General features: G+C 70.9%; 18 protein-coding genes. 12 read left to right on the top strand and 6 right to left on the bottom strand.

Going from position 1 to position 23022, the window contains the following annotated elements:
• The first annotated feature begins 297 nt into the window (after positions 1–297).
• Positions 298–960, top strand: coding sequence for an RNA polymerase sigma factor (locus IOD14_RS05410; RefSeq protein WP_123991276.1), 663 nt, complete (start codon positions 298–300; stop codon positions 958–960).
• Entirely contained in the window at positions 960–2048 is a 1089-nt protein-coding gene (locus IOD14_RS05415) for a hypothetical protein (RefSeq protein ID WP_249125840.1), read from the top strand. The genes IOD14_RS05410 and IOD14_RS05415 overlap by 1 nt, the downstream gene beginning before the upstream one ends.
• 222 nt (positions 2049–2270) lie before the next feature.
• Here the strand turns inward: IOD14_RS05415 and IOD14_RS05420 are convergent, their stop codons facing one another.
• A complete protein-coding gene (locus tag IOD14_RS05420; protein ID WP_123991278.1) occupies positions 2271–3092 on the bottom strand; it encodes a L,D-transpeptidase family protein in 822 nt (273 codons plus the stop codon).
• Between the two features lie 134 nt (positions 3093–3226).
• On the opposite strand from IOD14_RS05420, the gene IOD14_RS05425 reads away from it, so the two are divergent.
• Both IOD14_RS05425 and leuE read left to right on the top strand, forming a co-directional pair.
• Positions 3227–4807: a methylmalonyl-CoA mutase family protein gene (locus IOD14_RS05425; protein WP_123991279.1), complete on the top strand. Its 1581-nt coding sequence runs from the start codon at positions 3227–3229 to the stop codon at positions 4805–4807.
• Positions 4808–4824: 17 nt separating this feature from the next.
• The gene (gene leuE, locus IOD14_RS05430; RefSeq protein ID WP_212669778.1) at positions 4825–5475 is read left to right on the top strand and encodes a leucine efflux protein LeuE; all 651 of its coding nucleotides are present in this window, start codon (positions 4825–4827) and stop codon (positions 5473–5475) included.
• On the opposite strand, the gene IOD14_RS05435 is transcribed toward leuE, so the two are convergent.
• A complete protein-coding gene (locus IOD14_RS05435) occupies positions 5465–6874 on the bottom strand; it encodes an FAD-dependent oxidoreductase (RefSeq protein ID WP_212669779.1) in 1410 nt (469 codons plus the stop codon). The genes leuE and IOD14_RS05435 overlap by 11 nt on opposite strands.
• Positions 6875–6944: 70 nt before the next feature.
• Between IOD14_RS05435 and IOD14_RS05440 the strand changes: the two genes are divergently transcribed.
• Positions 6945–7601: a TetR/AcrR family transcriptional regulator gene (locus tag IOD14_RS05440; RefSeq protein WP_123991282.1), complete on the top strand. Its 657-nt coding sequence runs from the start codon at positions 6945–6947 to the stop codon at positions 7599–7601.
• Here the strand turns inward: IOD14_RS05440 and IOD14_RS05445 are convergent.
• The 4 genes from IOD14_RS05445 to IOD14_RS05460 form a co-directional block, all read right to left on the bottom strand.
• Complete coding sequence (locus IOD14_RS05445; protein ID WP_212669780.1) at positions 7588–8460, bottom strand: class I SAM-dependent methyltransferase; 873 nt, start codon at positions 8458–8460, stop codon at positions 7588–7590. The genes IOD14_RS05440 and IOD14_RS05445 overlap by 14 nt on opposite strands.
• Before the next feature lie 63 nt (positions 8461–8523).
• Entirely contained in the window at positions 8524–9645 is a 1122-nt protein-coding gene (locus IOD14_RS05450; protein WP_212673210.1) for an acyltransferase, read from the bottom strand.
• Positions 9646–9917: 272 nt separating this feature from the next.
• Complete coding sequence (locus tag IOD14_RS05455; protein WP_212669781.1) at positions 9918–11261, bottom strand: alpha-2,8-polysialyltransferase family protein; 1344 nt, start codon at positions 11259–11261, stop codon at positions 9918–9920.
• Positions 11261–12247, bottom strand: a complete 987-nt coding sequence (locus IOD14_RS05460) for a glycosyltransferase family 2 protein (RefSeq protein WP_123991285.1) — start codon at positions 12245–12247, stop codon at positions 11261–11263. Before IOD14_RS05460 ends, IOD14_RS05455 begins: the two co-directional genes overlap by 1 nt.
• A 198-nt stretch (positions 12248–12445) precedes the next feature.
• Between IOD14_RS05460 and IOD14_RS05465 the strand changes: the two genes are divergently transcribed.
• The 7 genes from IOD14_RS05465 to IOD14_RS05495 all read left to right on the top strand — a co-directional run bounded on the left by IOD14_RS05465 (position 12446) and on the right by IOD14_RS05495 (position 23011).
• A complete protein-coding gene (locus IOD14_RS05465) occupies positions 12446–13789 on the top strand; it encodes a DUF6716 putative glycosyltransferase (protein ID WP_123991286.1) in 1344 nt (447 codons plus the stop codon).
• 35 nt (positions 13790–13824) lie between these two features.
• Entirely contained in the window at positions 13825–15090 is a 1266-nt protein-coding gene (locus tag IOD14_RS05470; RefSeq protein ID WP_212669782.1) for an acylneuraminate cytidylyltransferase, read from the top strand.
• Between the two features lie 15 nt (positions 15091–15105).
• Positions 15106–16044 carry an N-acetylneuraminate synthase family protein gene (locus IOD14_RS05475; RefSeq protein WP_123991288.1) on the top strand — a complete coding sequence of 313 codons (939 nt, stop codon included), beginning with the start codon at positions 15106–15108 and terminating at the stop codon, positions 16042–16044.
• A gap of 104 nt (positions 16045–16148) precedes the next feature.
• Positions 16149–17222 carry a hypothetical protein gene (locus tag IOD14_RS05480; RefSeq protein ID WP_212673211.1) on the top strand — a complete coding sequence of 358 codons (1074 nt, stop codon included), beginning with the start codon at positions 16149–16151 and terminating at the stop codon, positions 17220–17222.
• 88 nt (positions 17223–17310) lie between these two features.
• Positions 17311–17676, top strand: a complete 366-nt coding sequence (locus tag IOD14_RS05485; RefSeq protein WP_249125841.1) for an SseB family protein — start codon at positions 17311–17313, stop codon at positions 17674–17676.
• The gene (locus IOD14_RS05490; protein WP_123991290.1) at positions 17673–18272 is read left to right on the top strand and encodes a hypothetical protein; all 600 of its coding nucleotides are present in this window, start codon (positions 17673–17675) and stop codon (positions 18270–18272) included. The genes IOD14_RS05485 and IOD14_RS05490 overlap by 4 nt, the downstream gene beginning before the upstream one ends.
• Positions 18272–23011: a putative T7SS-secreted protein gene (locus IOD14_RS05495; protein WP_249125842.1), complete on the top strand. Its 4740-nt coding sequence runs from the start codon at positions 18272–18274 to the stop codon at positions 23009–23011. The genes IOD14_RS05490 and IOD14_RS05495 overlap by 1 nt, the downstream gene beginning before the upstream one ends.
• Positions 23012–23022: the final 11 nt, after the last annotated feature.

Genomic DNA, 23022 nt, shown 5'->3' on the forward strand with positions numbered 1-23022 from the left:
GCCGCCACCCCCCACAGGAGAGGCCCCGGCCGTCGCGCGGCACGGGCCGCGCGGCGGCCCGTACTTTCTTCAGCGCCATGAGTGCGGTTTCTGTCACACCCCGTCGGACCCGCCCTCGGATCACGAGGTCGTTGCATTTTGTACGGACATGGACGAGCAGCGGTTTCAGGTCGTAACGTGCCTTTCGCGCCGGGCGCGGAAGTTGAATGATCAACGCGATTCTCGAACGATCACCACAACCCCTCGACGGCTCGAAGCGGCGACCATCGATCGCGACCACGTATTGAGGATTCACGGGTGCTGGGGGACGACGCGGAGTTGACTGCCGCGGTGCTTGCGGCACAGGACGGGGACGAGACCGCGTTCCGGACTGTGTACCGCGCGGTGCACCCGCGGCTGCTCGGATACGTCCGGACGCTGGTCGGTGATCCGGACGCCGAGGACGTGGCCTCCGAGGCCTGGCTCCAGATAGCCCGTGACCTGGACCGCTTCGACGGGGACGCCGACCGCTTCCGCGGCTGGGCCGCCCGGATAGCCCGCAACCGCGCCCTCGACCACATCCGGATGCGCGGCCGCCGCCCCGCCATCGGCGGCGACGAGACCGAGCTGACCGGGAAGCCCGCCGAGTCGGACACCGCGGGCGAGGCCATCGAGGCGCTGGCCACCGACACCACCCTCTCGCTCATCGCCCGGCTGCCCCAGGACCAGGCCGAGGCCGTGGTGCTGCGCGTGGTGGTCGGCCTGGACGCCAAGACCGCCGCCGAGACCCTCGGCAAGCGTCCCGGCGCGGTACGGACGGCCGCGCACCGGGGTCTGAAGCGGCTCGCCGAGCTCCTCGGCGAGGATCCGGAATCGGCCGGTGTGCTCGACGCCATGCCGCCGCAGCGAGAACCGCAGAACAGCGCGGTGACGTCCGCGAGTGTGACGCATATGCGTCCGCGGACGCAGAAGGACATGTGATGGCCGACGAGAGCTACAGGTGGCTGGACCTCGAGACAGCGGAGCGTTTGCTGCGCGGCGAGTCACTGGAAGCTGTCGACGAGGCCGCCCGCGACCAGGCCGAACGGCTCGCGAAAACACTGGACGCGCTGACCGTGGAACCCGCGCCGACCAGCGACGGACTCCCCGGTGAGGAGGCCGCGCTGGCCGCGTTCCGCAAGGTGCGCGCGGAGCGCGCGGACGACTGGGTGAGCCCGCCCGCGCAGGGCCGGCACCGGACCGCGACGGCTGCCGTCGACGCCGGTCTCGTGCGGATCGGCGCCCCGGACGCGGGGGCCGGCCGTCCCCGTGGGCGGCGTCCCGCGCACCTCGCGCTGGCCGCCGTACTGGCCGTCGGGATGGCGGGCGGAGTGGTCGCAGCGGCCGGAATCGGAGTCCTGCCGCACCTCGGGGACGGCGAACCGGAACCCACGGCGTCGGTGTCGGCCGCCGCCACCCCGGACCGTTCGCTCGTCCCGCCCTCGACCCCGGCCCCCGAGGCCGTGCCCTCGCCCGGGGGTTCCCCCTCCGGTGGGGGCGGCTCGCGGGACACGGCGCGCGGCGACACCGGCTCGGCGCCCGACACGGGCGCCGAAAGGCGGGGTGCACGCCCCCGCGGCGACTGGAACGGCGCCGCCTCGGCCTGCCGGGACCTGCGCGACGGCAGGAAGCTGGACCCGACCCGCAGGCACTCCCTGGAGGGCGCGGCGGGCGGCAGCTCGCGGGTGTGGAAGTACTGCAAGGGCGTCCTGTCGGGCGCCGGCGCCCAGGGCGACCCCCAGTCCGCCCCCGACGCCCGCAAGGGCGACGGCAAGGGCGAGGACGCCGGCGACCACGAGGACGGCGACAAGAGCGGCCACGGCGGCCACGGCGGCCGCGACGGCCGCGACGGTCGGGACGGCCGCGACGACAAGAGCGGTCACCACGGCGACCGCGACGGCGGCCGGTTCACGTCCCCCCGCAAGAACCACCACGCCCCCGACGGCGGCACCTCCGGCGCCCCGCTCACCATGATCCGGGCAACGATGTCACCGAACCCGGGACCGAGTCCGTCGTACAGCGCGCTCTGAGCCCTCCCCGCATCGCTGACCTGCGCTTTTCTCAGCCAGTGCGCTTTCGGTGCAGGTGGGTGTGACGTTTTCGGCCGCTGCGGCGCAGTACTGAGTGAGCCGACTGGTCATCGGCCGTCGCACAGAGCCGGGGTTCCCCCCGTACCTACGGCTCGTGCACCTGGCGCGGGCGGGACACGTTCCCCCGGTCCCGTCCGCGCCCCTAACTCCTCCTCGCGCACCTCACCAGTGGACGACGACCTTGTCGCCGTTCCTCACCTGGCTGAACAGATCCGCGATCGCCGCCTCGTCCCGCACGTTGACGCAGCCGTGCGAGCCGCCCGCGTAGCCGTGGGCCGCGAAGTCGGCCGAGTAGTGCACCGCCTGGCCGCCGCTGAAGAACATGGCGTACGGCATCGGGGAGTCGTAGAGCGTCGACACATGGTGCCGTGACTTCCAGTAGACGCTGAACACGCCCTCACGAGTCGGTGTGCCCACCGAGCCGAAGCGGACCGGCACGGTCGTCACCGTCCGACCGTCGATCATCCAGCGCAGTGTCCGGCTCGTCTTGCTGATGCACAGCACCCGCCCGGTCAGACAGCGCGCGTCCGGCGCGTCGGCCGGCTGCCCGCCCATCAGATACAGCTCCCACTTGCCCGGCTCGCGTGTCATGGCCTTCAACCGCTTCCAGGTGACCGTGTCGGTCCTCCCGGTCCTCGGCAGTCCGCGCTTGCCCTGGAACCCCTTGACCGCGCGTTCGGTGAGGTCGTCGTACGACCCCGTCGGCCCGTCGTAGAGCCACGCGACCTGCCGCAGCCGGGCCTGCAACTCCCGCACGTCCCGCCCGGAGTCGCCCCGCGACCACAGCACGACTGCGGGCGCGGCGGCCGGGGCGGACGGTGTCGCACTCGGCTTCGGGTCGTCGTCCGCCGGTGGCGTACTGCGCTTCGGGACCTCGATCCGTACCGGCAGACGCCGCTTCCCGTCGCCGTCCCCGTCGGCGGTCTGCACCGTGCAGCCGCAGGCCATCGCCAGGACCAGCAGTGCGGCGAACGATCTCCCCATGCCCGTACTACGCATCCGGACCCCCTGTCGTCTCACCGGCATCCTCTGGGATGTCTCTGGGATGTCTCCCCCCGGACGGCCGGTCGCGAACGACCCGGCGGCGCATCGCCCGGGACCGCAATACGGTGGTGGGCATGACGCGTGAGTCGGAGTCCGGACTGCCCATCGAACCCGTCTACGGTCCCGAGGCCCTTCGGGGCTGGACCCCCGAGGACAAGCTCGGCGAGCCGGGCGGGTATCCCTTCACGCGCGGTGTGTACCCGTCGATGTACACCGGGCGCCCCTGGACCATGCGCCAGTACGCCGGTTTCGGTACGGCGACGGAGTCCAACGCCCGCTACCGGCAGCTGATCGCCCACGGCACGACGGGCCTGTCCGTCGCCTTCGACCTGCCCACCCAGATGGGCCACGACTCCGACGCCCCGATCGCGCACGGCGAGGTCGGCAAGGTCGGTGTCGCCGTCGACTCCGTCGAGGACATGCGGGTGCTGTTCGACGGGATCCCGCTGGACCAGGTCTCCACGTCCATGACGATCAACGCGCCCGCCGCGGTGCTGCTGCTCCTGTACCAACTGGTGGCCGAGGAGCAGGGGGTGGCCGCCGACCGGCTCACCGGCACGATCCAGAACGACGTGCTGAAGGAGTACATCGCGCGGGGCACCTACATCTTCCCGCCGAAGCCCTCGCTGCGGCTCACCGCCGACATCTTCAAGTACTGCAGGACCGTGCTGCCCCGGTGGAACACGATCTCGATCTCCGGCTACCACATGGCGGAGGCGGGCGCCTCGCCCGCGCAGGAGATCGCCTTCACCCTGGCCGACGGCATCGAGTACGTGCGGACGGCGGTCGCGGCCGGCATGGACGTCGACGACTTCGCCCCGCGTCTGTCGTTCTTCTTCGTGGCGCGGACGACGATCCTCGAGGAGGTCGCCAAGTTCCGTGCCGCCCGGCGCATCTGGGCGCGGGTGATGCGGGAGGAGTTCGGCGCCCGGAACCCGAAGTCGCTGATGCTCCGCTTCCACACGCAGACGGCGGGCGTGCAGCTGACGGCCCAGCAGCCGGAGGTCAACCTCGTGCGGGTGGCCGTCCAGGGCCTGGCCGCCGTTCTCGGCGGCACCCAGTCCCTGCACACCAACTCCTTCGACGAGGCCATCGCCCTGCCGACCGACAAGTCGGCGCGGCTGGCCCTGCGCACCCAGCAGGTGCTGGCGTACGAGACCGACGTGACCGCGACGGTCGACCCGTTCGCCGGCTCCTACGTCGTCGAGTCGATGACCGACGACGTCGAGGCGGCGGCGCTGGACCTGATGCGGAAGGTCGAGGACCTCGGCGGCGCGGTCGCCGCCATCGAGCACGGCTTCCAGAAGGGCGAGATCGAACGCAACGCCTACCGCATCGCCCAGGAGACCGACTCCGGCGAGCGGGTGGTCGTGGGCGTCAACCGCTTCCGGCTCGACGAGGAGGAGCCGTACGAACCGCTGCGGGTCGACCCGGCGATCGAGGCCCAGCAGTCCGAACGGCTCGCGCGGCTCCGCGCCGGGCGCGACGGCGCGGCGGTGGCCGCGGCCCTCACCGCCCTCAAGAAGGCCGCCGAGGGCGAGGACAACGTCCTCCACCCGATGAAGGACGCGCTGAGGGCCCGGGCGACGGTGGGCGAGGTGTGCAACGCGCTGCGCGAGGTGTGGGGCACCCATGTCCCCTCGGACGCGTTCTGAGTGCGACACTCCTCCTCATGCTCGGTGTCATAGACCTCCCCACCTACCTGGCAGGACTCGTCCTGATCGTCCTGCTGCCCGGCCCCAACTCGCTCTACGTCGTCTCCGTCGCCGCGCGCCGGGGGGTCCGGGCCGGCTACACCGCCGCGGCCGGGGTGTGGTGCGGGGACGCCGTGCTGATGACGCTGTCCGCGGCGGGGGTCGCCTCGCTGCTCCAGGCCAACGCCTTGCTGTTCGGGATCGTGAAGTACGCGGGCGCCGGGTATCTGACGTGGCTCGCGGTGGGGATGCTGCGGGCCGCGTGGGGGATGTGGCGGTCGCGGCGGTCGCCGACGGCCGAGGCGGAGGTCGCCGACGCCGGTCCGGGGGAGCGGCCGTATCGCAAGGCCCTGGTGATCAGCCTGTTCAACCCCAAGGCGATCCTGTTCTTCGTCGCCTTCTTCGTGCAGTTCGTCGACCCGGGGTACGCGCATCCGGCGATCTCGTTCGTCGTGCTCGGGGCGTTCGCTCAGGTGGCCAGCTTCCTGTACCTGACCGCGCTGATCTTCGGCGGGACGAAGCTGGCGGCCGCGTTCCGAAGGCGCCGGCTGCTGTCCGCGGGGGCGACTTCGGCGGCGGGGGCGTTGTTCCTCGGGTTCGCCGTGAAGCTGTCGCTCGCTAGCGCGTGACCCCCCGGTCGAGGTAGTCCGCCAGCCGCGAGGTGTCCTCGCCGGCCCAGCCCACGTAGCCGTCCGGACGCACCAGGAACAGTCCCTTCCCGTACGACGGCTGCTCGTCGCCGGTGACCACCCGCACCGACTCCGGCAGCTCGGGTGCCTCGACCCCGACCGCCACCAGCGTCCAGTGCGGGCCCCGGAAGGCGTCGAAGAGCCGTACGCCGGCCAGCTTGCCGTCGGGGGCACGGTCGCCCGCGCACAGTCCGGCCGGGGCCGTGCGGGTCTCCTCCGTGAGGGACGACTCCCGGTACCCCAGGCCCAGCTGGCGGGTCGCCTCACCGCGGCGGACCTCGCCCCGGTGCACGCCCGTGGAGATGCCGAGCATCTGCGCGGCGACGGGGCGGCGCTCCTCCTCGTAGGTGTCCAGGAGTGCGGCCGGGGCCCCGCCGCGCAGTACCGCGCCCAGCTTCCAGCCCAGGTTGTACGCGTCCTGGACGCTCGTGTTCAGGCCCTGGCCGCCCGCGGGGGAGTGCACATGGGCCGCGTCACCGGCGAGGAAGACCCGGCCGGAGCGGAAGCGGTCCGCGAGGGCCGCGCGGGGCCGGAAGTCGGAGGCCCAGCGGACCTCCGTCACCGACTCGGGGGCGAGGTGGGAGCGGGCGGCGACGACCGCACGGATGGCCTCGGCGGACAGGTCCACGCGGGTGCCCTCCGGGAACTGCGCCACGACCTGGAAGTCCTCGGTGCCGGCGAGCGGGCAGATCGAGAGGTAGCCGGCGTGCTCGCCGCGGGGCGGGAAGATGTGCCAGTTGTCGCGGTCGAGGCCGGTGATGCGGGTGTCCGCGACGAGCAGCGGGTTGGGGTCGACGGTCTCGCCGGTCATGCCGATGCCGAGCGTCCGGCGGACGACCGAGCGGCCGCCGTCGGCGGCGACCACGTACCGGGCACGGACGTCCGGGCCCGCCGCGAAGCGCACGGTCACCCCGTCCGCTTCCTGGTCGGCCCGCTCGAACCCCACGACCTCCCGCCCGAAGGCCACCCGCCCGCCGAGCTCCACCAGCCGGGCGAACAGCACCTCCTGGGTGCGCCACTGCGGCACCATCCACGGCGCGTTGTACGGCGAGTCCTCCGTGGGCTCGGCGGGGTCGAACATCCGGTGCTCGCCGACCCGCTCGCCGTCCTGCCAGACCATGCCGACCGGGTAGGTCCCGCCGACCGCGAGGATCGCGTCGAGCACGCCGAGGTCGTCGAAGACCTCCATCGTGCGCGGCTGGATGCCCTTGCCGCGCGAGCCCGGGAACAGCCGGTCCGCCTTCTCCACGACGAGCGCGTCCACGCCCCGCCGGGCGAGGTCGATGCCGAGGGCGAGCCCGGTGGGGCCCGCGCCGACGACGAGTACGTCCGTGTTCACGACTGTCTCCTTAACGTTGTTAAGTGCTATCGACCACGAGGGTGCCCTTAACGCTGTTAAGCTGTCAAGCGTGAGTACGGAGAAACGCCCGCCCCTCGACCGCGCGAGGGTCGCCGACACCGCCCTGAAGCTCCTGAACGACGTGGGTCTGGACGGCCTCAGCCTGCGTGCCATCGCCAAGGAACTCGACGTCAAGGCCCCCGCCCTGTACTGGCACTTCAAGGACAAGCAGGCGCTGCTCGACGAGATGGCCACGGAGATGTTCCGCCGGATGGTCGCCGGGACCGAGCTCGACCCGTCCGACACCTGGCGCGAACGCCTGCTCAAGTCCAACCGCGGACTGCGCACCGCCCTGCTCGGCTACCGCGACGGCGCCAAGGTCTACAGCGGCTCACGCTTCACGGGGCTGGTCCACGTCGAGCAGATGGAGGAGACCCTGCGCCTCCTCACGGCCGCCGGATTCACCCTCGCCCAGGCGGTCCGGGCCACGTCGACGTCGTACTTCTACACCCTCGGTTTCGTCACCGAGGAACAGGGCGTGGAGCCGCTGCCCGGCGAACGCCGGGAGGGCTTCGACGTGGCGGAACGCGCCCGCCTGATGTCCGGTTTCCCTCTGTCGGCGGCGGCGGGCGCGGAGATCTTCCAGGACTTCGACCGGCACTACGAGGAGGGCCTCGCGCTGGTGCTGGCCGGGATCGAACAGCGGTACCGGCCTACCGGGACCTGACCTTCCGCACGGCGCGCGTGACCACGGGCGGCAGCAGGTCCACGGCGATACGGCGGGCCGGAGAGCGGCGCGGGCGCGGAGGAGGACTCGGCGCGGCCACCGGCTCCACGTAGTGCCGGGAGCGCGGGAACGACGGCGCCTGCATCTTCTGCGCCCGCGCCCGCACCAGCCGGTGACCGGCCGCCTCCTGCACACTCAGGCCCACGTCCGTCCGCTCCCGCAGCATCGCAAGGAGCTCCTCCTGGACCGGCTCGGGATCGCCCCAGGTCGCGTACAGCTTCTGCGTGCTGAGGCAGATCGGCCGCAGATCGCGGTTGAGCACCGCCTCCCACACGGCGACCGAGACGCCCGGGGTGTGCTCGGAGCGGAAGTCGTCCAGGACGACGATGCCGTCGGGGAGCAGGATCTCGCGGGCGGCGCCGATGTCGCCGTACACGTGCTCGTACAGGTGCGAGGCGTCGATGTGGACGAACCGGCAGGTGTCCGGCGCCACTTCGCCGGGGACGACCGAGGTGGGCCCCTCGATCACCCTCGGCAGGGCGTCGTGGAAGGAGAGGTAGTTCCGCTCGAAGGCCTGCCGGGTGAGAGAGGCGTACGACTTCGTGGTCTCCGCGCGGTTGGCGCCGTCCGGTGCCTCGCCCCCGAACAGGTCGCACACCGTGAACCGCTCACCGTCCCGCAGATGCCGCCCGAGCAGGATCGCGCTCTTTCCCATGTACGCGCCCAGTTCCAGCAGGTCACCGGGTTTCTCCTGGCGCTGCAGGAACCAGCTGAACAGCATCTGGTCGAGCGGCGGGAACCATCCGGGCACATCACGGAGTTCACCGGGATACCTGTACGTGTGCTGTGCGTCACCCATGAGACCAGTGTGCTCATCCAGCGGCGGCGGAGCGGTCGGCGAAACGAACGTCAGGTGAACAGCTCAACGCGTCTTGTTGAGCGCGGTCCGCAGCCGCGGGGTCAGCCGGTCCTCGACGAAGCGGTTCAGCAGCCAGGCCAGCGCCAGCATCGAGGCGATCGTCAGGGCGAAGGTCACGGCCGACGGCAGTCCCAGGTCGCGGTGGAGGACCTTGATCACCACCCAGCCCAGGTGCTCGTGCACCAGGTAGAAGGGGTACGTCAGTGCCCCGGCCACCGTCAGCCAGCGCCAGTTGGCCCACTTCAGCCAGCCCAGCGCGATCGCCGCGACCGCGAGGAAGCCGAAGGCGACCACCAGCACGATGCCCAGCGAGCTGCGGTGCGCGAAGGCGTTGGGGTCGGACACGTTCCACAGCGACCGGACCGCGTAGTGCTGCCCGATCAGGAAGCTGACCACCACGATGCCCCACGCGTACACGTCCCGCCGGTCGCGGTGGACGAGGTAGAGGCCGACACCGCCGATGAAGAAGGAGGCGTACTCCGGCATGAACACCACGTCGAGCAGCGGCTGGTGCGCGGTCTGCGTGATCGCCGCCGCCAGCGTCCAGCCCGCACAGAACATGATCACCCGGCGCCGGGAGGCCCCGGGCAGGACCACGCACAGCGCGAACAGAACGTAGAAGCGGACCTCCGCCCACAGCGTCCAGCAGACGCCGAGCACCCGGTCGACACCCAGCGGCATCTGAAGCATCGTCATGTTCACCATGACGTCGCTCGGCGACAGCGCCTTCTGGGCGACCATCGGCAACGCGAACACCGCAGTGACCAGCAGAACCGCGGCCCAGTAGGCGGGCAGCAGCCGGGAGGCGCGGGAGGCGAAGAACGACGTGAGGGGCCGGCCCCAGCCGCTCATGCAGATCACGAACCCGCTGATCACGAAGAAGACCTGGACGCCGAGGCAGCCGTAGGAGAAATAGGTGTGCAGCGTCGGGAACTGGCGTTGGGCGGAGGCCCCCCAGGACTGGGTGATCTCGCCGCCGCGGCCGCCGTAGTGGTACGCGGCCACCATCAGCGCGGCCACCAGCCGCAGCCCGTCCAGGGCCCGCAACCGGTTCTCCCGCGGGCGCGGTGCGGACTGTGGCCCTTCCGGCCGCCGGGGCAGGTCGGGTGCCGGCCGGACGGTCATGCTGGTCACGGATATCCCCTTCGCAAGCTCTGAAGAGCCTAAGTCACTCCTGTGGATGCGCCTCAGCACGTTAGTCCGAATCACGACGATGTCTTACCGGCCGAGTCAACGATTGGCTTTCTGGTCCCGGCGAGTTCACCTGAATGTCGTTTTGGCTTCCCGAGTTCGCCCGGAATCCCCACCTCCACGAAAAGGCCAGATCGCAAACATATGACCTGGCCTTTTCGAGGAGAGTCGCACACGGTTTTCCCGTCGTTCACCCAGTGTTTCGCCTAACGCTTCACAGCCTTCTTCAGCGCCCGCGCCCGCCGCACCATCCGGCGCGCGGTGGAGTTGTGCGGCAGGAAGGTCAGCCGCCCCGGAATGCCCCCGGGCAGCCCCAGCGCGGTCAGGCGCTTCTTCCGGAAGTAGCGCCGGGTGCGCGGGCCGAAGTGCCGGGCGAGATAGCGTTCCGCGGCCGGGCGCAGGGACGGGTGGATCTGCGGCTGCAGGGTGAAGCCGAGCGCGGTGACCAGGGCGTTGAGCTGGTCCACGGGAATCGCGTCCTGCCCCCCTCGGCCCTCCAGGTCCGGCAGCACGGCGTCGGCCAGCACCACCGGCACCCGGTTGCTGTTCTGGTACGGCGTCAGCCGTTCGAGCAGCAGCTCCGTGCCGATACGGGCCGCCGGCAGGTCGTAGAGGGCGGAGGCCGTGAACAGTGCGGTGGAGAAGCAGCCGACGACCAGCGCGGGCCGGGCCCTCTCGAACAGCACCTCGGCGAGCACCGGGGTGTCCAGGACGGTGAGGTCCACGCCGAGCCTCTCCGCCTCGGCCTCCAGGACACGGCTGAAACGGGCCGGCGCGCTGGGGTGGGGCTTGAACACGACCGAGCGGTGCCCCTGGGCGACCGCCCCCTTCAGCATCCGTACGTGCAGGTCCTCCTCCTCCTCGGGGGAGAGGATGTCCAGCGCGGAGAGGTACTGGCCGAGCAGCAGTGCCGCGTTGTCCGGCAGCGGCGGCAACTCCTCGACGGCGGCGGTCAGTTCACCCATGGTCTTCAGGAAGGCGGACGTCGGCACCACGACCGGCGGCACGTCGAACTCGGTCAGCAGCAGCGGCGTGAGGCCCGCGACCAGGTCCAGGTGCAGCAGGCGGCGCACTCGCGTGCCGACCAGCGGGTCGAGCTTGTTGCGGGTGGGGCCGTAGCTCATCAGGCCGTCGGCGTAGACGTCGACGGGGGCGCCGGTGAAGATCTGGGCGACGGTGAGCGCGGGGGCGACCTGGATGGACTCCAGGACCAGCTCGACCCGGTCGTCGCCGAGGCCCCACAGCAGGCGCAGATAGCGTTCGAAGAGCGGGATGTCGTCCGGGCGGGGCGTCCAAGAACCCGGGTGGAAGGGGCGGATGGCCTCGTTCCAGGAGAGCACCTCGTCGAAGTGGTCGCGCAGCGGCGCGAAGCCCGGCATCGCGTCCAGCGGCACCGAGATCTCCGGCGTCGCGGTGTTGTTGAACACCAGCAGCACCCGGCGCTCCGGCTCCTCGAAGAGGCCGGAGTCGACCGCGGCGGCCAGCGTGACCGCGCCGTACAGCGTCGAGGCGCAGAAGATCTGGGTCGTACGGGAACCGGTCGGGGACATCACGCGGCCGCCTTCGCAGTGGTGACCCGCCGCCGCAGCCGCCGCAGCTTGGCGGAACGGCGCAGGTCCATGGTGTCGAGCACGTCACCGAGCATGTCCTGCGGCATCCGCTTGACGGCCGCCGCGCTCATCGCCCGCAGCTGCCGGGCCACGGACGGCTCCCACTTGGACTCGTCGGAGAGATGGTGGGCGATGATCGCGCAGTAGGTGCGCACCGCCTTCGGCAGGAGCAGATCGGCGTCCCGGTCCGCGGCCGTCTCCTCGATGACCTGGTCGAAGGCGCGGATGAAGTCGAGCTGGCGGGCGTCGCCGATCTGGGTGAGGGAGGAGGCCACCCCGCGCCGGTAGAACACGCCCAGCAGGCTCACCACGGCGAACGACTCGGCCTCGCGGTGCAGCTTCCAGATCCACGGCCGGTCCTCGGCCGTGCGCAGCCCGTGGGTGAAGTGCAGCAGCCCCTTGTCGAGCAGCCGGCGGTGGTAGGCGCCGGCCCAGGCGTACGCGTAGTCCACGGAGGTCGAGCGGTCGGCGGGCAGGATCGCGTCCCGGGGGTTCATCACCTCGTTCCGCCGCCCGATCGGGACCCGGTGCACGGTGCGGGCGCGCGCGACCGTCTGCACATGGTCGGTGCGGACGAAGTCGCAGCCCAACTCCTCGATGGAGGAGACCAGTTCGGTGAGGTATCCCGGGGCGAGCCAGTCGTCGCCGTCCAGGAACGTCAGGTACTCGCCGCGCGCCGCGTCCAGGCCGGTGTTGCGCGCGGTGGCGAGCCCTCCGTTCGTCTCGTGGTGGATGACCTGCACCTGGGCGACGTCCGAGAGCTCCTCGGCCGCACGGTCGAGAATGACCGGCGTTTCGTCCTTGGATTTGTCGTTCACCAGCACGAACTCGAAGTCCCGTCGGGCATTCAGACGAAGACTTCGGAGGGTGTCCGGGGCGTATTGCTGCACGTTGTAGAACGGCACGATGACGGAGAGCTTAGGCACCCGGGAAACGCTAGGAGGCGGTCCGGCAGCAGAACTTTCGGGAAAAGAGACTGCGGGTGAACTCGGTGTGACGGATCGGTGCATCCCGTGTACTTCCCGGATCCCGGCGGGCCAGTTCGGCTCTCGGTGGGCTGTTGTTAACTTTTCGTTGATTCGCGGTTGGGCCGCACCTAGAAATTGCTTCCTAGCGTCTTCGTCGTGCCGCCAAGTACAACGAAGTCCCTTCGAATCGCCGTCCTCGCGGATTCCGACACCCGCTGGAAATGGGGTGCGCTGACCGCCGACCGCATAGCCCCGGGTCCGTCCATGGAAGCCGGACCCCGAGGCGGGGCGCAAGTCGGCCTCGCGCTGGACGGATACCTGCTGCGCGGCCGGGCCACCCCCACCGCACGCCAGCTCGAAGAGGTCGGCGTGCGCGCGGACTCCCTGCGGGAGGTCACCGCGGTCGAGTTCCTGCGCGCCATGGCCGAGACGTCGTACGACATCGTCGTCCTGGCCCTGGTCGGAGGCGGTGTCCAGGCCATGCTGCACGGTCTGGCGCGGATCTGGGACGGCCTGGAGAAGCGGCCCGTCGTCGTCACCGGCTATGTCGGAGTCGTCTACGAGAAGCTCGCCGACGGCCTGCTCCTGCGGCACGGAGCCGACCTGGTCCTCGCCAACTCCCGCCAGGACGCCGAGCGTTTCCGCGCGGTGTACGAGGGAGTCGGCGCCGACGCCTCCGCGGTGACCGAGGTGGCGCTGCCGTTCCTCGGCGGTGCGCCCTACGAAGGCGAACACGACCCGTACACCGTGGTGTTCGCCGTCCAGCCCTCCGTGCCGGACAACCGCAGGGACCGCACCTACCTGCTGGAGCGGCTCGTGCGGCACGCCCGGCTGCACCCCGAGCGCGAGGTGCTGCTCAAGCTGCGCTCCAGGCCCGGCGAACACACCACGCACATCGAGGAGCTGCCGTACCAGAAGCTGATCCAGCGGCTCGCTCCGCCGGCCAACTTCCGTCTGGTGTACGGCAACATGGGCGAGGTTCTCGACCGGACCGACCTGCTGGTCACCATCAGCTCCACCGCCGCCCTGGAGTCCCTGCACCGCCGCATCCCGACGGTGATCCTCAGCGACCTGGGCATCCGCGAGGTCCTCGGCAACCACCACTTCGTGGGCTCCGGCTGCCTCGCCTCCTGGGACCAGCTGGACGCCGGCCATCTGCCGGTGCCCGACGAGGAGTGGGTGGCCCGGCAGGGCGTCGTGGCGGACGGCACGTACGCGACCGCCTTCGACGCGGCCCGCGAGCGCATCACCAAGCTGCTGGCCACGCCCGAACGCCCCCCGCTGACCCCGTACTACACACCCGTCACCGCCCCCGGATACCTCCCCGGCATCCTCGCCCGCCACCACCTCGGCCCCGACGGCACCCCGCTGCCCGGCGCCCCCGCCGCCGACAAGGAGCCCGGCCCGGTACGGCAGATCGTCCGCCGCGCGGCCCGCGGCGCCTACCGGCACGGCGTGCAGCGGGTGGCTCCGGTGATCCGGCGGATGGGGGAGCTGTGACGTCTTTCCCCTCGCTATCCAAGGAAGTGGACCTCATGTCCGACCCGCAAGCGGGCCACGGCCCTTCGGTGCGCCGCGTGCTCGCGGTGATCCCCGCGCGCGGCGGCTCCAAGGGCGTGCCCGCGAAGAACCTCGCCCCGGTCGGCGGTGTGCCGCTGGTCGCCCGTGCCGTACGCGAGTGCCGGGCCTCCCGTCTGGTGACCGACGTGGTCGTCTCCACCGACGACCAGGCCATCGCCGCGGCGGCCCGCTCCGCCGGCGCCGAGGTCGTGCTGCGGCCCGCCGCCATCGCTGGCGACACCGCCACCTCCGAGGCCGCCGTCCTGCACGCCATGGACACCCACGAGGCGCTCCACGGGGCCCCGGTCGACGTGGTGCTCCTCGTGCAGTGCACCAGCCCGTTCATCATCCGCGAGGACGTGGACGCGGTCGTCGGCGCGCTCGTCGACAACGGCGCGGACTCCGCGATGACCGTCGCCCCCTTCCACGGCTTCGTGTGGCGCGACGCCGACGACGAGGCCCGCGCGGGCACCGTCGAGGAGGCCGACGCGGCCGTCGGCGGCGGCTACGGCGTCAACCACGACAAGTCCTTCCGGCCGCGCCGCCAGGACCGCCCCCAGGACTTCCTGGAGACCGGCGCCGTCTACGGCATGGACGCGCCCGGCTTCCGCAAGCACCAGCACCGCTTCTTCGGCCGCACCGAACTCGTGCGCACCGACCCCGCGCGCGTGCTGGAGATCGACGACCACCACGAGCTGGCCCGCGCCCGCGCGCTGGCCCCCCTCTTCGACGCGGACCGCCCCGGTTCGCTGCCTTCCTTCGAGGACGTGGACGCGGTCGTCCTGGACTTCGACGGCACCCAGACCGACGACCGGGTGCTGATCGACGCCGATGGAAAGGAGTTCGTCTCCGTGCACCGCGGAGACGGGCTCGGCATCGCCGCCCTGCGCAATGCGGGCCTGAGGATGCTGATCCTCTCCACGGAGCAGAACCCGGTCGTCGCCGCCCGCGCACGGAAGCTGAAGATCCCCGTGCTGCACGGCATCGACCGGAAGGACCTCGCGCTGAAGCAGTGGTGCGAGGAGCAGGGCATCGCGCCCGAGCGCGTGCTCTACGTCGGCAACGACGTCAACGACCTCCCGTGCTTCGCCCTCGCGGGCTGGCCCGTGGCGGTCGCGAGCGCCCACGACGTGGTACGCGGCGCCGCCCGTGCGGTCACCACCCTCCCCGGTGGCGACGGCGCGATCCGAGAGATCGCCAGCTGGATCCTCGGCCCCTCTCTCGACTCCCTCGACAAGTAAGGACACCTCCCCGCCATGAGCAACTCCCGTCTGCGCACCTTCGGCACCGAGCGCATCGCCGGTCCGGGCCAGCCCGTCTACATCTGCGGCGAGATCGGCATCAACCACAACGGCGAGCTGGAGAACGCGTTCAAGCTCATCGACGTGGCCGCCGAGGCCGGCTGCGACGCCGTGAAGTTCCAGAAGCGCACCCCCGAGATCTGCACCCCGCGCGACCAGTGGGACATCGAGCGCGACACCCCCTGGGGCCGGATGACCTACATCGACTACCGCCACCGTGTGGAGTTCGGCGAGGACGAGTACCGCCAGATCGACGAGTACTGCAAGGAGAAGGGGATCGCCTGGTTCGCCTCCCCGTGGGACACCGAGGCCGTCGCCTTCCTGGAGAAGTTCGACGTCCCCGCCCACAAGGTCGCCTCCGCCTCCCTCACGGACGACGAGCTGCTGCGCGCCCTGCGCGCCACCGGCCGCACGATCATCCTGTCCTCGGGCATGTCCACCCCGAAGCAGATCCGTCACGCGGTCGAGGTCCTCGGCTCGGACAACATCCTGCTCTGCCACGCCACGTCGACCTACCCGGCCAAGGCCGAGGAGCTCAACCTGCGCGTGATCAACACCCTGCAGGAGGAGTACCCGAACGTCCCGATCGGCTACTCCGGCCACGAGACGGGCCTGCAGACCACCCTCGCCGCGGTCGCCCTCGGCGCCACCTTCGTCGAGCGCCACATCACCCTGGACCGCGCGATGTGGGGCTCCGACCAGGCCGCGTCGGTCGAGCCGCAGGGCCTGCAGCGCCTGGTCCGCGACATCCGCACCATCGAGGCCTCCCTCGGCGACGGCGTCAAGAAGGTCTACGACTCCGAGCTCGGCCCCATGAAGAAGCTGCGCCGCGTCCCGGGCGTCGTCGCCGAGGCGGAGATCGCCGCGGCCGCGGGCGAGCCGGTCTCGGTCTGATCCACCAGGTACCGGGTCCTCAGACGTCGTCCGTCTGAGGACCCGGCGCGTCTTCCGCTTACGCGCCCCTCATGAGCGCCCTACGACGGGACGGTCGTACGTCGATGAGCCCCCGCGCCGGGAACACCGGCCCCCACACTCTCGCGTTCGTCGAGAGCCCGGTCCAGCTGCTCAACGTGCTGGAGTGGGCGCACGGCCACGCGCCCGGCGCGGAGCTCACCCTCGTCGTGCTGTCCCCGACCGACCCCATGACCCGCGGCCAGCTGCGCCGGATGGCGGAACTCGCCCGCGAGGAGGGCCACGAGGTCCGCTGGGAGGAGGCGAGGGGCGGCCCCGCGGCCCCCTTCCAGACCATCGGGGGCTTGGCCGGGATGCTCCGCAGGGCGGACCGCATCGTCCTGGGCGACCCCTTCTCGCGCTACGTGCAGTTGCTGCTGACGATCACGCGCGCCCCCGACCTGGTCGTCGTCGACGACGGCACGGCCACGATGGAGTTCGTCGCCCAACTGGCCCGCGGTGAGCGCCTCGTGCGCTGGCACCGCAAGGGCGGCCGCCCGAGCCCGCGCGACCTCGCCTTCGCCCCGATCTCGGCGGCGGCCCGCAAGCGCCTGACGCCGGGGGAGGGCCGGGGAGTCGAGATCTTCTCCTCGATGCCGATGGCGGAGACACCGGCAGGGGTGACGGTCTCGTCGAACACCTTCGCCTGGACCCGCTCCCGCTTCGGCCCGCCGCGCATCACCAAGGGCGCGGACATGGTGGGCACTTCGCTCGTCGAGACGGGTGTGGTGGACGCCGACCGCTACCTGGAGGCCGTGACCGGCCTGGCCAAGACCCATGGCGCGACCCGCTACTTCGCCCACCGCCGCGAGGCGACGGAGAAGCTCCACCGGCTGGCCGTGGAGACGGGGCTGGAGATCGTCCGCCCGGACCTCCCCCTGGAACTGATCGCCCGCCGGGGTCCGATCGGCCGCACGATCCTGAGCTTCCCCTCGACGGTGGTCCACACGCTCCCGCTGGCCCTGGCCGGCACGGAGGTCCGTGTCGCCGTCTGCGACATCGACCCGGACTGGCTGACGGAGACGGCCTCGCCTCGGGCCCAGGGATTCCTGTCGGGGGTCACGGGGACGGCACGGGACGTGCACCGGCTGTCGGCGGTGACGGCGGTACCGGTTGTCTGAAACCCCGAGGGCGACTCTCAACTGAATCGTCTAGCATCATCGTTCACTTGTGCGACGTTCGATGAGGTCTACGACGGGGGCGGCTGGCGTGAGTGCCGAGGCGTTGCGGGAACGACGGGCGGAGATCGGCGAGTTCCGGCGCGGGGAGGTCCTGGTGCCGGTGGTCGACGGCTCGCTGCTGTCGGCGGAGGCGGGCGGCGTTCGCTGGCTGTTTGCGTTCACGGATGTCCCTGCGCTGGAACGGTTCGCCGAGGCGCGGGGCGAGGCCGTGCCCGACTGGGTGCCGGTGTACGGGGCGCGACTGCTGGACCAGGTGATTCCGAGGGTGGACGGCCCGGCGGGGATCGCGGTGGACGCGGGCAGCCCGACGGGCTTCGTGCTCCCCCCGGTGACGGGGATCGTGCCGGACGCGGTCGCCGTGGACGCCTCTCCGGAAGGAGCTGGGGCGGCGTGAGCGACGGCTACCAGGTCGATCCGGAGGCGATGGAACGGATCACCCGCGGCATCGACCAGGCGATGGCGGAGCTGAAGGAGTTCGGCTTCGACATCGAGGCGAACCTGGGCCGCGGCTTCGACGACCTCGCCATGACCGGCCTGGAGGTCGGCGACGACGCCCTCCAGCAGGTCTTCGCCGACTTCTGCGACCGCTGGGGCTGGGGCGTGCGCTCCCTGATGCAGGACGCGAACGAGTTCGCGGGCCGGCTGGGCCTGTCGGCGGGGATCTACCACGAGCAGGAGCAGTACGTCTCCGACACCCTGAAGACGGTGTGGACGGCCGGCACGGGCAACCCGTACCTCTCCCCGGACGAGGTGAAGGAACGTTCCTGGTCGGAGACGCTGAAGGACAACCCGGTCAGCCAGGTGGCGAACGCCGACTACAGCGCGGAGTCCTTCACGTCGGGCCAGGACGAGGTGAAGGCGGCCTGGTCGCAGGCGGCGGAGGACGTGGAGACGTCGACGGTGACGCCGGACGCGCTCTTCGATCCGCGCACGGACTGGCAGTGGAGCGGGCCTCCTTCCGCGTCCTCGGACGGGGAGGGCGAGCGCTGATGGGCTTCGGGGATTTCGTCGACGGCCTCGGCGACGGCTTGGAGAGCGCGGCCGACGGCCTGAACAAGGGTGTCGGCGAGGCGGTCGACTGGGGCACGGACAAGACGGCCGGCCTGCTGTCGGAGGTGGGCGCGGACGGGGCGGCCGAGAAGGTCCGCGACTTCGGCGAGAGCGTCAACAACCGCCTGGGCGGCACGGTCGCCGAACGCGCCCTGGGCGAGACCGAGGACCCGAGGGAACTGGTCCACGGCAGCGAACCGGCGCTCCGCGAACGCGCAGAGCACCTGCGGAAGTTCGCGGCCGCCTTCGAGAACGTCGGCCAGGGCATGCGCTCGCTGGACCCGGGCGAGTGGCGGGGCCAGGCAGCGGACGCGTTCCGCGCGAAGTTCGACGTACAGCCCAAGCAGTGGCTGACGGCGGCGGACGCGTGCACGTCGGCGGCGGCAGCGCTGGAGGCGTACGCGGACACGGTGCGCTGGGCGCAGGAGCAGGCGCGGGTGGCGATCGAGAAGTACCGGGCCGCGCAGGACGCCTCGCGACGGGCGGCGGACGCGTACAAGGCGAACGTGACGGCGTACAACCAGGCGGCCGACCGCTACAACGCGACGGCCGAGGCGGGCGGCGACCCGGGCGTCAAGCCGACGAAACCGGGCGACTTCGTCGACCCTGGCACGGCGGGGCGCGAGGAAGCGCAGGAGATCCTCTCCCGCGCCCGCCGCCAGCGCACGGACGTGGCGCAGGACGCCCGCCGCACGATGGCCGCCGCCCTGGAAACGGCCCCGCCGAAACCGGAGTTCACCGACCGCCTGGGCGCGGGCGCGGCGGACCTGTTCGTCGGCACCCAGCTCAACTCGGTCCACGTCCTGGGCGGCCTCCTGCGAGGCGGCACGGACGTCCTGAAACTCGCCCGCACGGTCAACCCCCTGGACCCGTACAACCTCACCCACCCCGGTGAGTGGTCGAAGAACTCACAGCTGCTGCTGGCGGGCCTGGTGGGGACCGCGGCGCATCCGGAGCGGCTGCCGATGTCGCTGCTGGGGACGGGGTGGTCGAGTGACCCGGGGGACGCGGCCGGATATCTGCTCTCGAACCTGATCGGCGGGAGGGGCGCGGGGGGTGTGGGCCGAGCGGCGCTGAAGGACGCGCTGCGGGGGGCGGCCAAGGACGCGGCGACGGGAGCAGCGCGCGAGGGCACACGACGCGGCCTCACGGACGTCGCCCGGGAACTGAAGTGCAAGCTGTTCGGCAGCGACCCGATCGACATGGCCACCGGACGCATGTCCCTGCCCCAGACGGACGTGACGCTCCCCGCCCGGCTTCCGTTGGTGTTCTCCCGCCAGTTCGAGTCGTCGTACCGGTCGGGCCGCTGGTTCGGCCCGTGCTGGACGTCGACGGCCGACCAGCGCCTGGAGATCGACGCCGAGGGAGTCGTCCTCGTCCGCGAGGACGGCTCGCTGCTGGCCTACCCCCACCCGGCGCCCGGCGTACCGGTGATGCCTCTCGCGGGCACTTCCTGGCCGTTGGCGGTGGACGCGTACGGCGACTACACCGTCACCGACCCGGAAACCGGCCGTCTCTGGGACTTCGCGGGCCCGGGCGGCGACGGCAACGGCATCGCCCTGCTCTCCCAGATCATCGACCGGTCGGGGCAGCAGTGGCTGACTTTCGAGTACGGCGACGAGGGCGCCCCCACGGGGATCGTGCACTCGGCCGGATACGACCTGAGAATCACGACCGAGGCCGGCCGCATCACGGCCCTCCATTTGGCCGACGGCACCGAGCTAGTCCATTTCGGCTACGACGACCAGGGCCACCTGGCCACGGTGACGAACTCCTCCGGCCTGCCGACCCGCTTCACCAACGACCCGTCCGGCCGGATCACGGCATGGACGGACACGAACAACTCGTCGTACCACTACGCCTACGACGACGAGGACCGCTGCGTCTCCCAGGGCGGCGAGGCGGGCCACCTGAGCTACACGTACACCTACGGCGACCCGGACCCGGCGACCGGCAACCGGATCGTCACGGCGGTCGACTCCCTGGGCCACGACACGCGGTACGAGATCAACAGCGACGTACAGGTGACGGCGGTGACCACCCCGGACGGCGCCACGACCCACACCACCCACGACCGCGCCCACCGCCCCCTCACGGTCACCGACCCACTGGGCCGCACGGTGAGCTACGCCTACGACGAGGCGGGTCGCACGGTCCTGGCGGTCCGCCCGGACGGCCGCTACAGCAGCGTCGCGTACAACGACCAGGGACTACCGGTCGCGGTGACCGGCGCGGACGGCAGCCATGTCGTGCAGCACTTCGACGAGTTCGGCAACCGCACGGCGGTGACCGACGCGTCGGGGACGACGACCCGCTTCACATACGACGACCGGGGCCATCTGGAGTCCGTCACCAACGCCCTCGGGGACACCACACGGGTGCGCTGCGACGCGGCGGGCCTGCCCCTGGAGATCACCGACCCCCTGGGCGCGGTGACCCGCTACGAACGCGACGCCTTCGGCCGACCGGTGAGGATCACCGACCCCACGGGTGCGGTGACGGCCCTGGAATGGACGGTGGAGGGCCGCATGTCCCGCCGTAGGGCCGCAGACGGCTCGACGGAGTCCTGGACGTACGACGGCGAAGGCAACTGCACCGCCCACACGGACGCGTCGGGCGCGGTCTCCCGCTACGAGTACACGCACTTCGACCTGCTGGCCGCCCGCACCGGCCCGGACGGCGTGCGCTACGAGTTCACCCACGACACGGAACTGCGCCTGACGAAGGTGGTGAACCCGCAGGGCCTGACGTGGAGTTACGCATACGACCCGGCGGGCCGCCTGATCGCGGAGACGGACTTCGACGACCGCACCCTGACCTACGCGCACGACCCGGCAGGCCAACTGAGTGCCAGTACGACGGCATCCGGCGACCCGATCACCTTCTCCCGTGACGTTCTGGGCCGGGTGATCCGCAAGGAGGCGGCCGGGGCGGTCACGACATACGCCTACGACCCGGCGGGCGCCCTGGTGGAGGCGACGGGCCCGGACGCGGTCCTGAGGCTTCACCGGGACGAGGCGGGCCGGGTGCTGTCGGAGACGGTGAACGACCGCACGCTCACCTGCACCTACGACGAGCTGGGCCGCCGAACGGGCCGCACCACCCCCACCGGTGCGACGACGACGTGGTCCTACGACGCCTCGGGCAACCGCACCGGCATGGTGGTCTCGGGCCGCACCCTCACCTTCACGCACGACGAGGCGGGCCGCGAACTGGCCCGTCACATAGGCGAGTCGGTGACCCTCACCCAGTCCTTCGACCCTCTGGGCCGCCTGACGAAACAGGACCTGGTCGGCCCCACCGGCAACCGCCTCCAGCACCGCGCGTACACCTACCGGGCCGACGGCAACCTCACGGCCATCGACGACCACCTGAACGGCACAAGCCACTTCGACCTGGACGCGGCAGGGCGGGTGACCGCAGTCCACGCCACGAACTGGACGGAGACGTACGCGTACGACGAGGCGGGCAACCAGACTTCAGCGTCCTGGCCGGCCGAGCACCCGAGCAGCGAATCGACCGGCACCCGCGAGTACGTGGGCACCCGCATCACCCGCGCGGGAAACGTCCGCTACGAACACGACGCAGCGGGCCGCATCACCCTCCGCCGGAAAACCCGCCTCTCCCGCAAGCCGGACACCTGGCGCTACGAGTGGGACGCGGAGGACCGTCTGCGGGCGGTGACAACCCCGGACGGCACGAGGTGGCGCTACCTCTACGACCCGCTGGGCCGCAGGATCGCGAAGCAACGCCTCGCCCCGGACGGCGAATCGGTCCTGGAACAGGTGGACTTCACCTGGGACGGCACGACCCTCTGCGAACAGACGACGAGGTCCCCGTCCCACCCTGACCCGGTCACCCTGACATGGGACCACCAGGGCCTGCACCCGCTGACCCAGACGGAACGCATCGCAACCGCCGACGCCCCGCAGCAGGAGATCGACTCCCGCTTCTTCGCCATCGTCACGGACCTGGTCGGCACGCCGACAGAACTCATCGACGAGCAGGGCGATATCGCGTGGCATAAACGGAGCACCCTCTGGGGTACAACAGCCTGGGCTGCGGACAGCACCGCCTACACCCCCCTCCGCTTCCCGGGCCAGTACTTCGACCCTGAAACCGGTCTCCACTACAACTACTTCCGGCATTACGACCCTGAGACCGCGCGGTACACAACGCCAGACCCGCTGGGCCTCACCCCGGCCCCTAACCCGGCTGCTTATGTGGAGAACCCTCTGGCTTGGGCCGACCCACTCGGACTCACGCCGTGCGAAGAAGCAGCGAAAAAGGCAGCGGAGAAGAAGGAGACCGTACTGGGCAAGACGGTGCCGGCCCGAACCGAGGCATCCGTCGGCAGCACCACGGACCACAACTACAAGCGAACGTTCTTCAACGCCAACCCCAAACTCGAAGGTGAAGTCGTTGTCCACCATGCCATAGAACAACAAATCCTCAAGCGTTACCCCGGGTTGTTCTCGGCAGACGAGATCCATTCCTTGGAAAATCTTCGAGGGATCCCGAAGGGTGATATAAACAGCAGAGTGCATCTCAGCGAGATACGCGTCGCGTGGAATCGCTTTTACGGCGCACATCCTAACCCAACCCGCCAGCAAGTACTCGATCACGTTACTCACGTCGATGATATGCTTGGCCATTGGTTCAGCCCGCGCATTAGATAGTCCAGCACTGT

The sequence above is a fragment of the Streptomyces sp. A2-16 genome, from assembly GCF_018128905.1.
Taxonomy (GTDB): domain Bacteria; phylum Actinomycetota; class Actinomycetes; order Streptomycetales; family Streptomycetaceae; genus Streptomyces.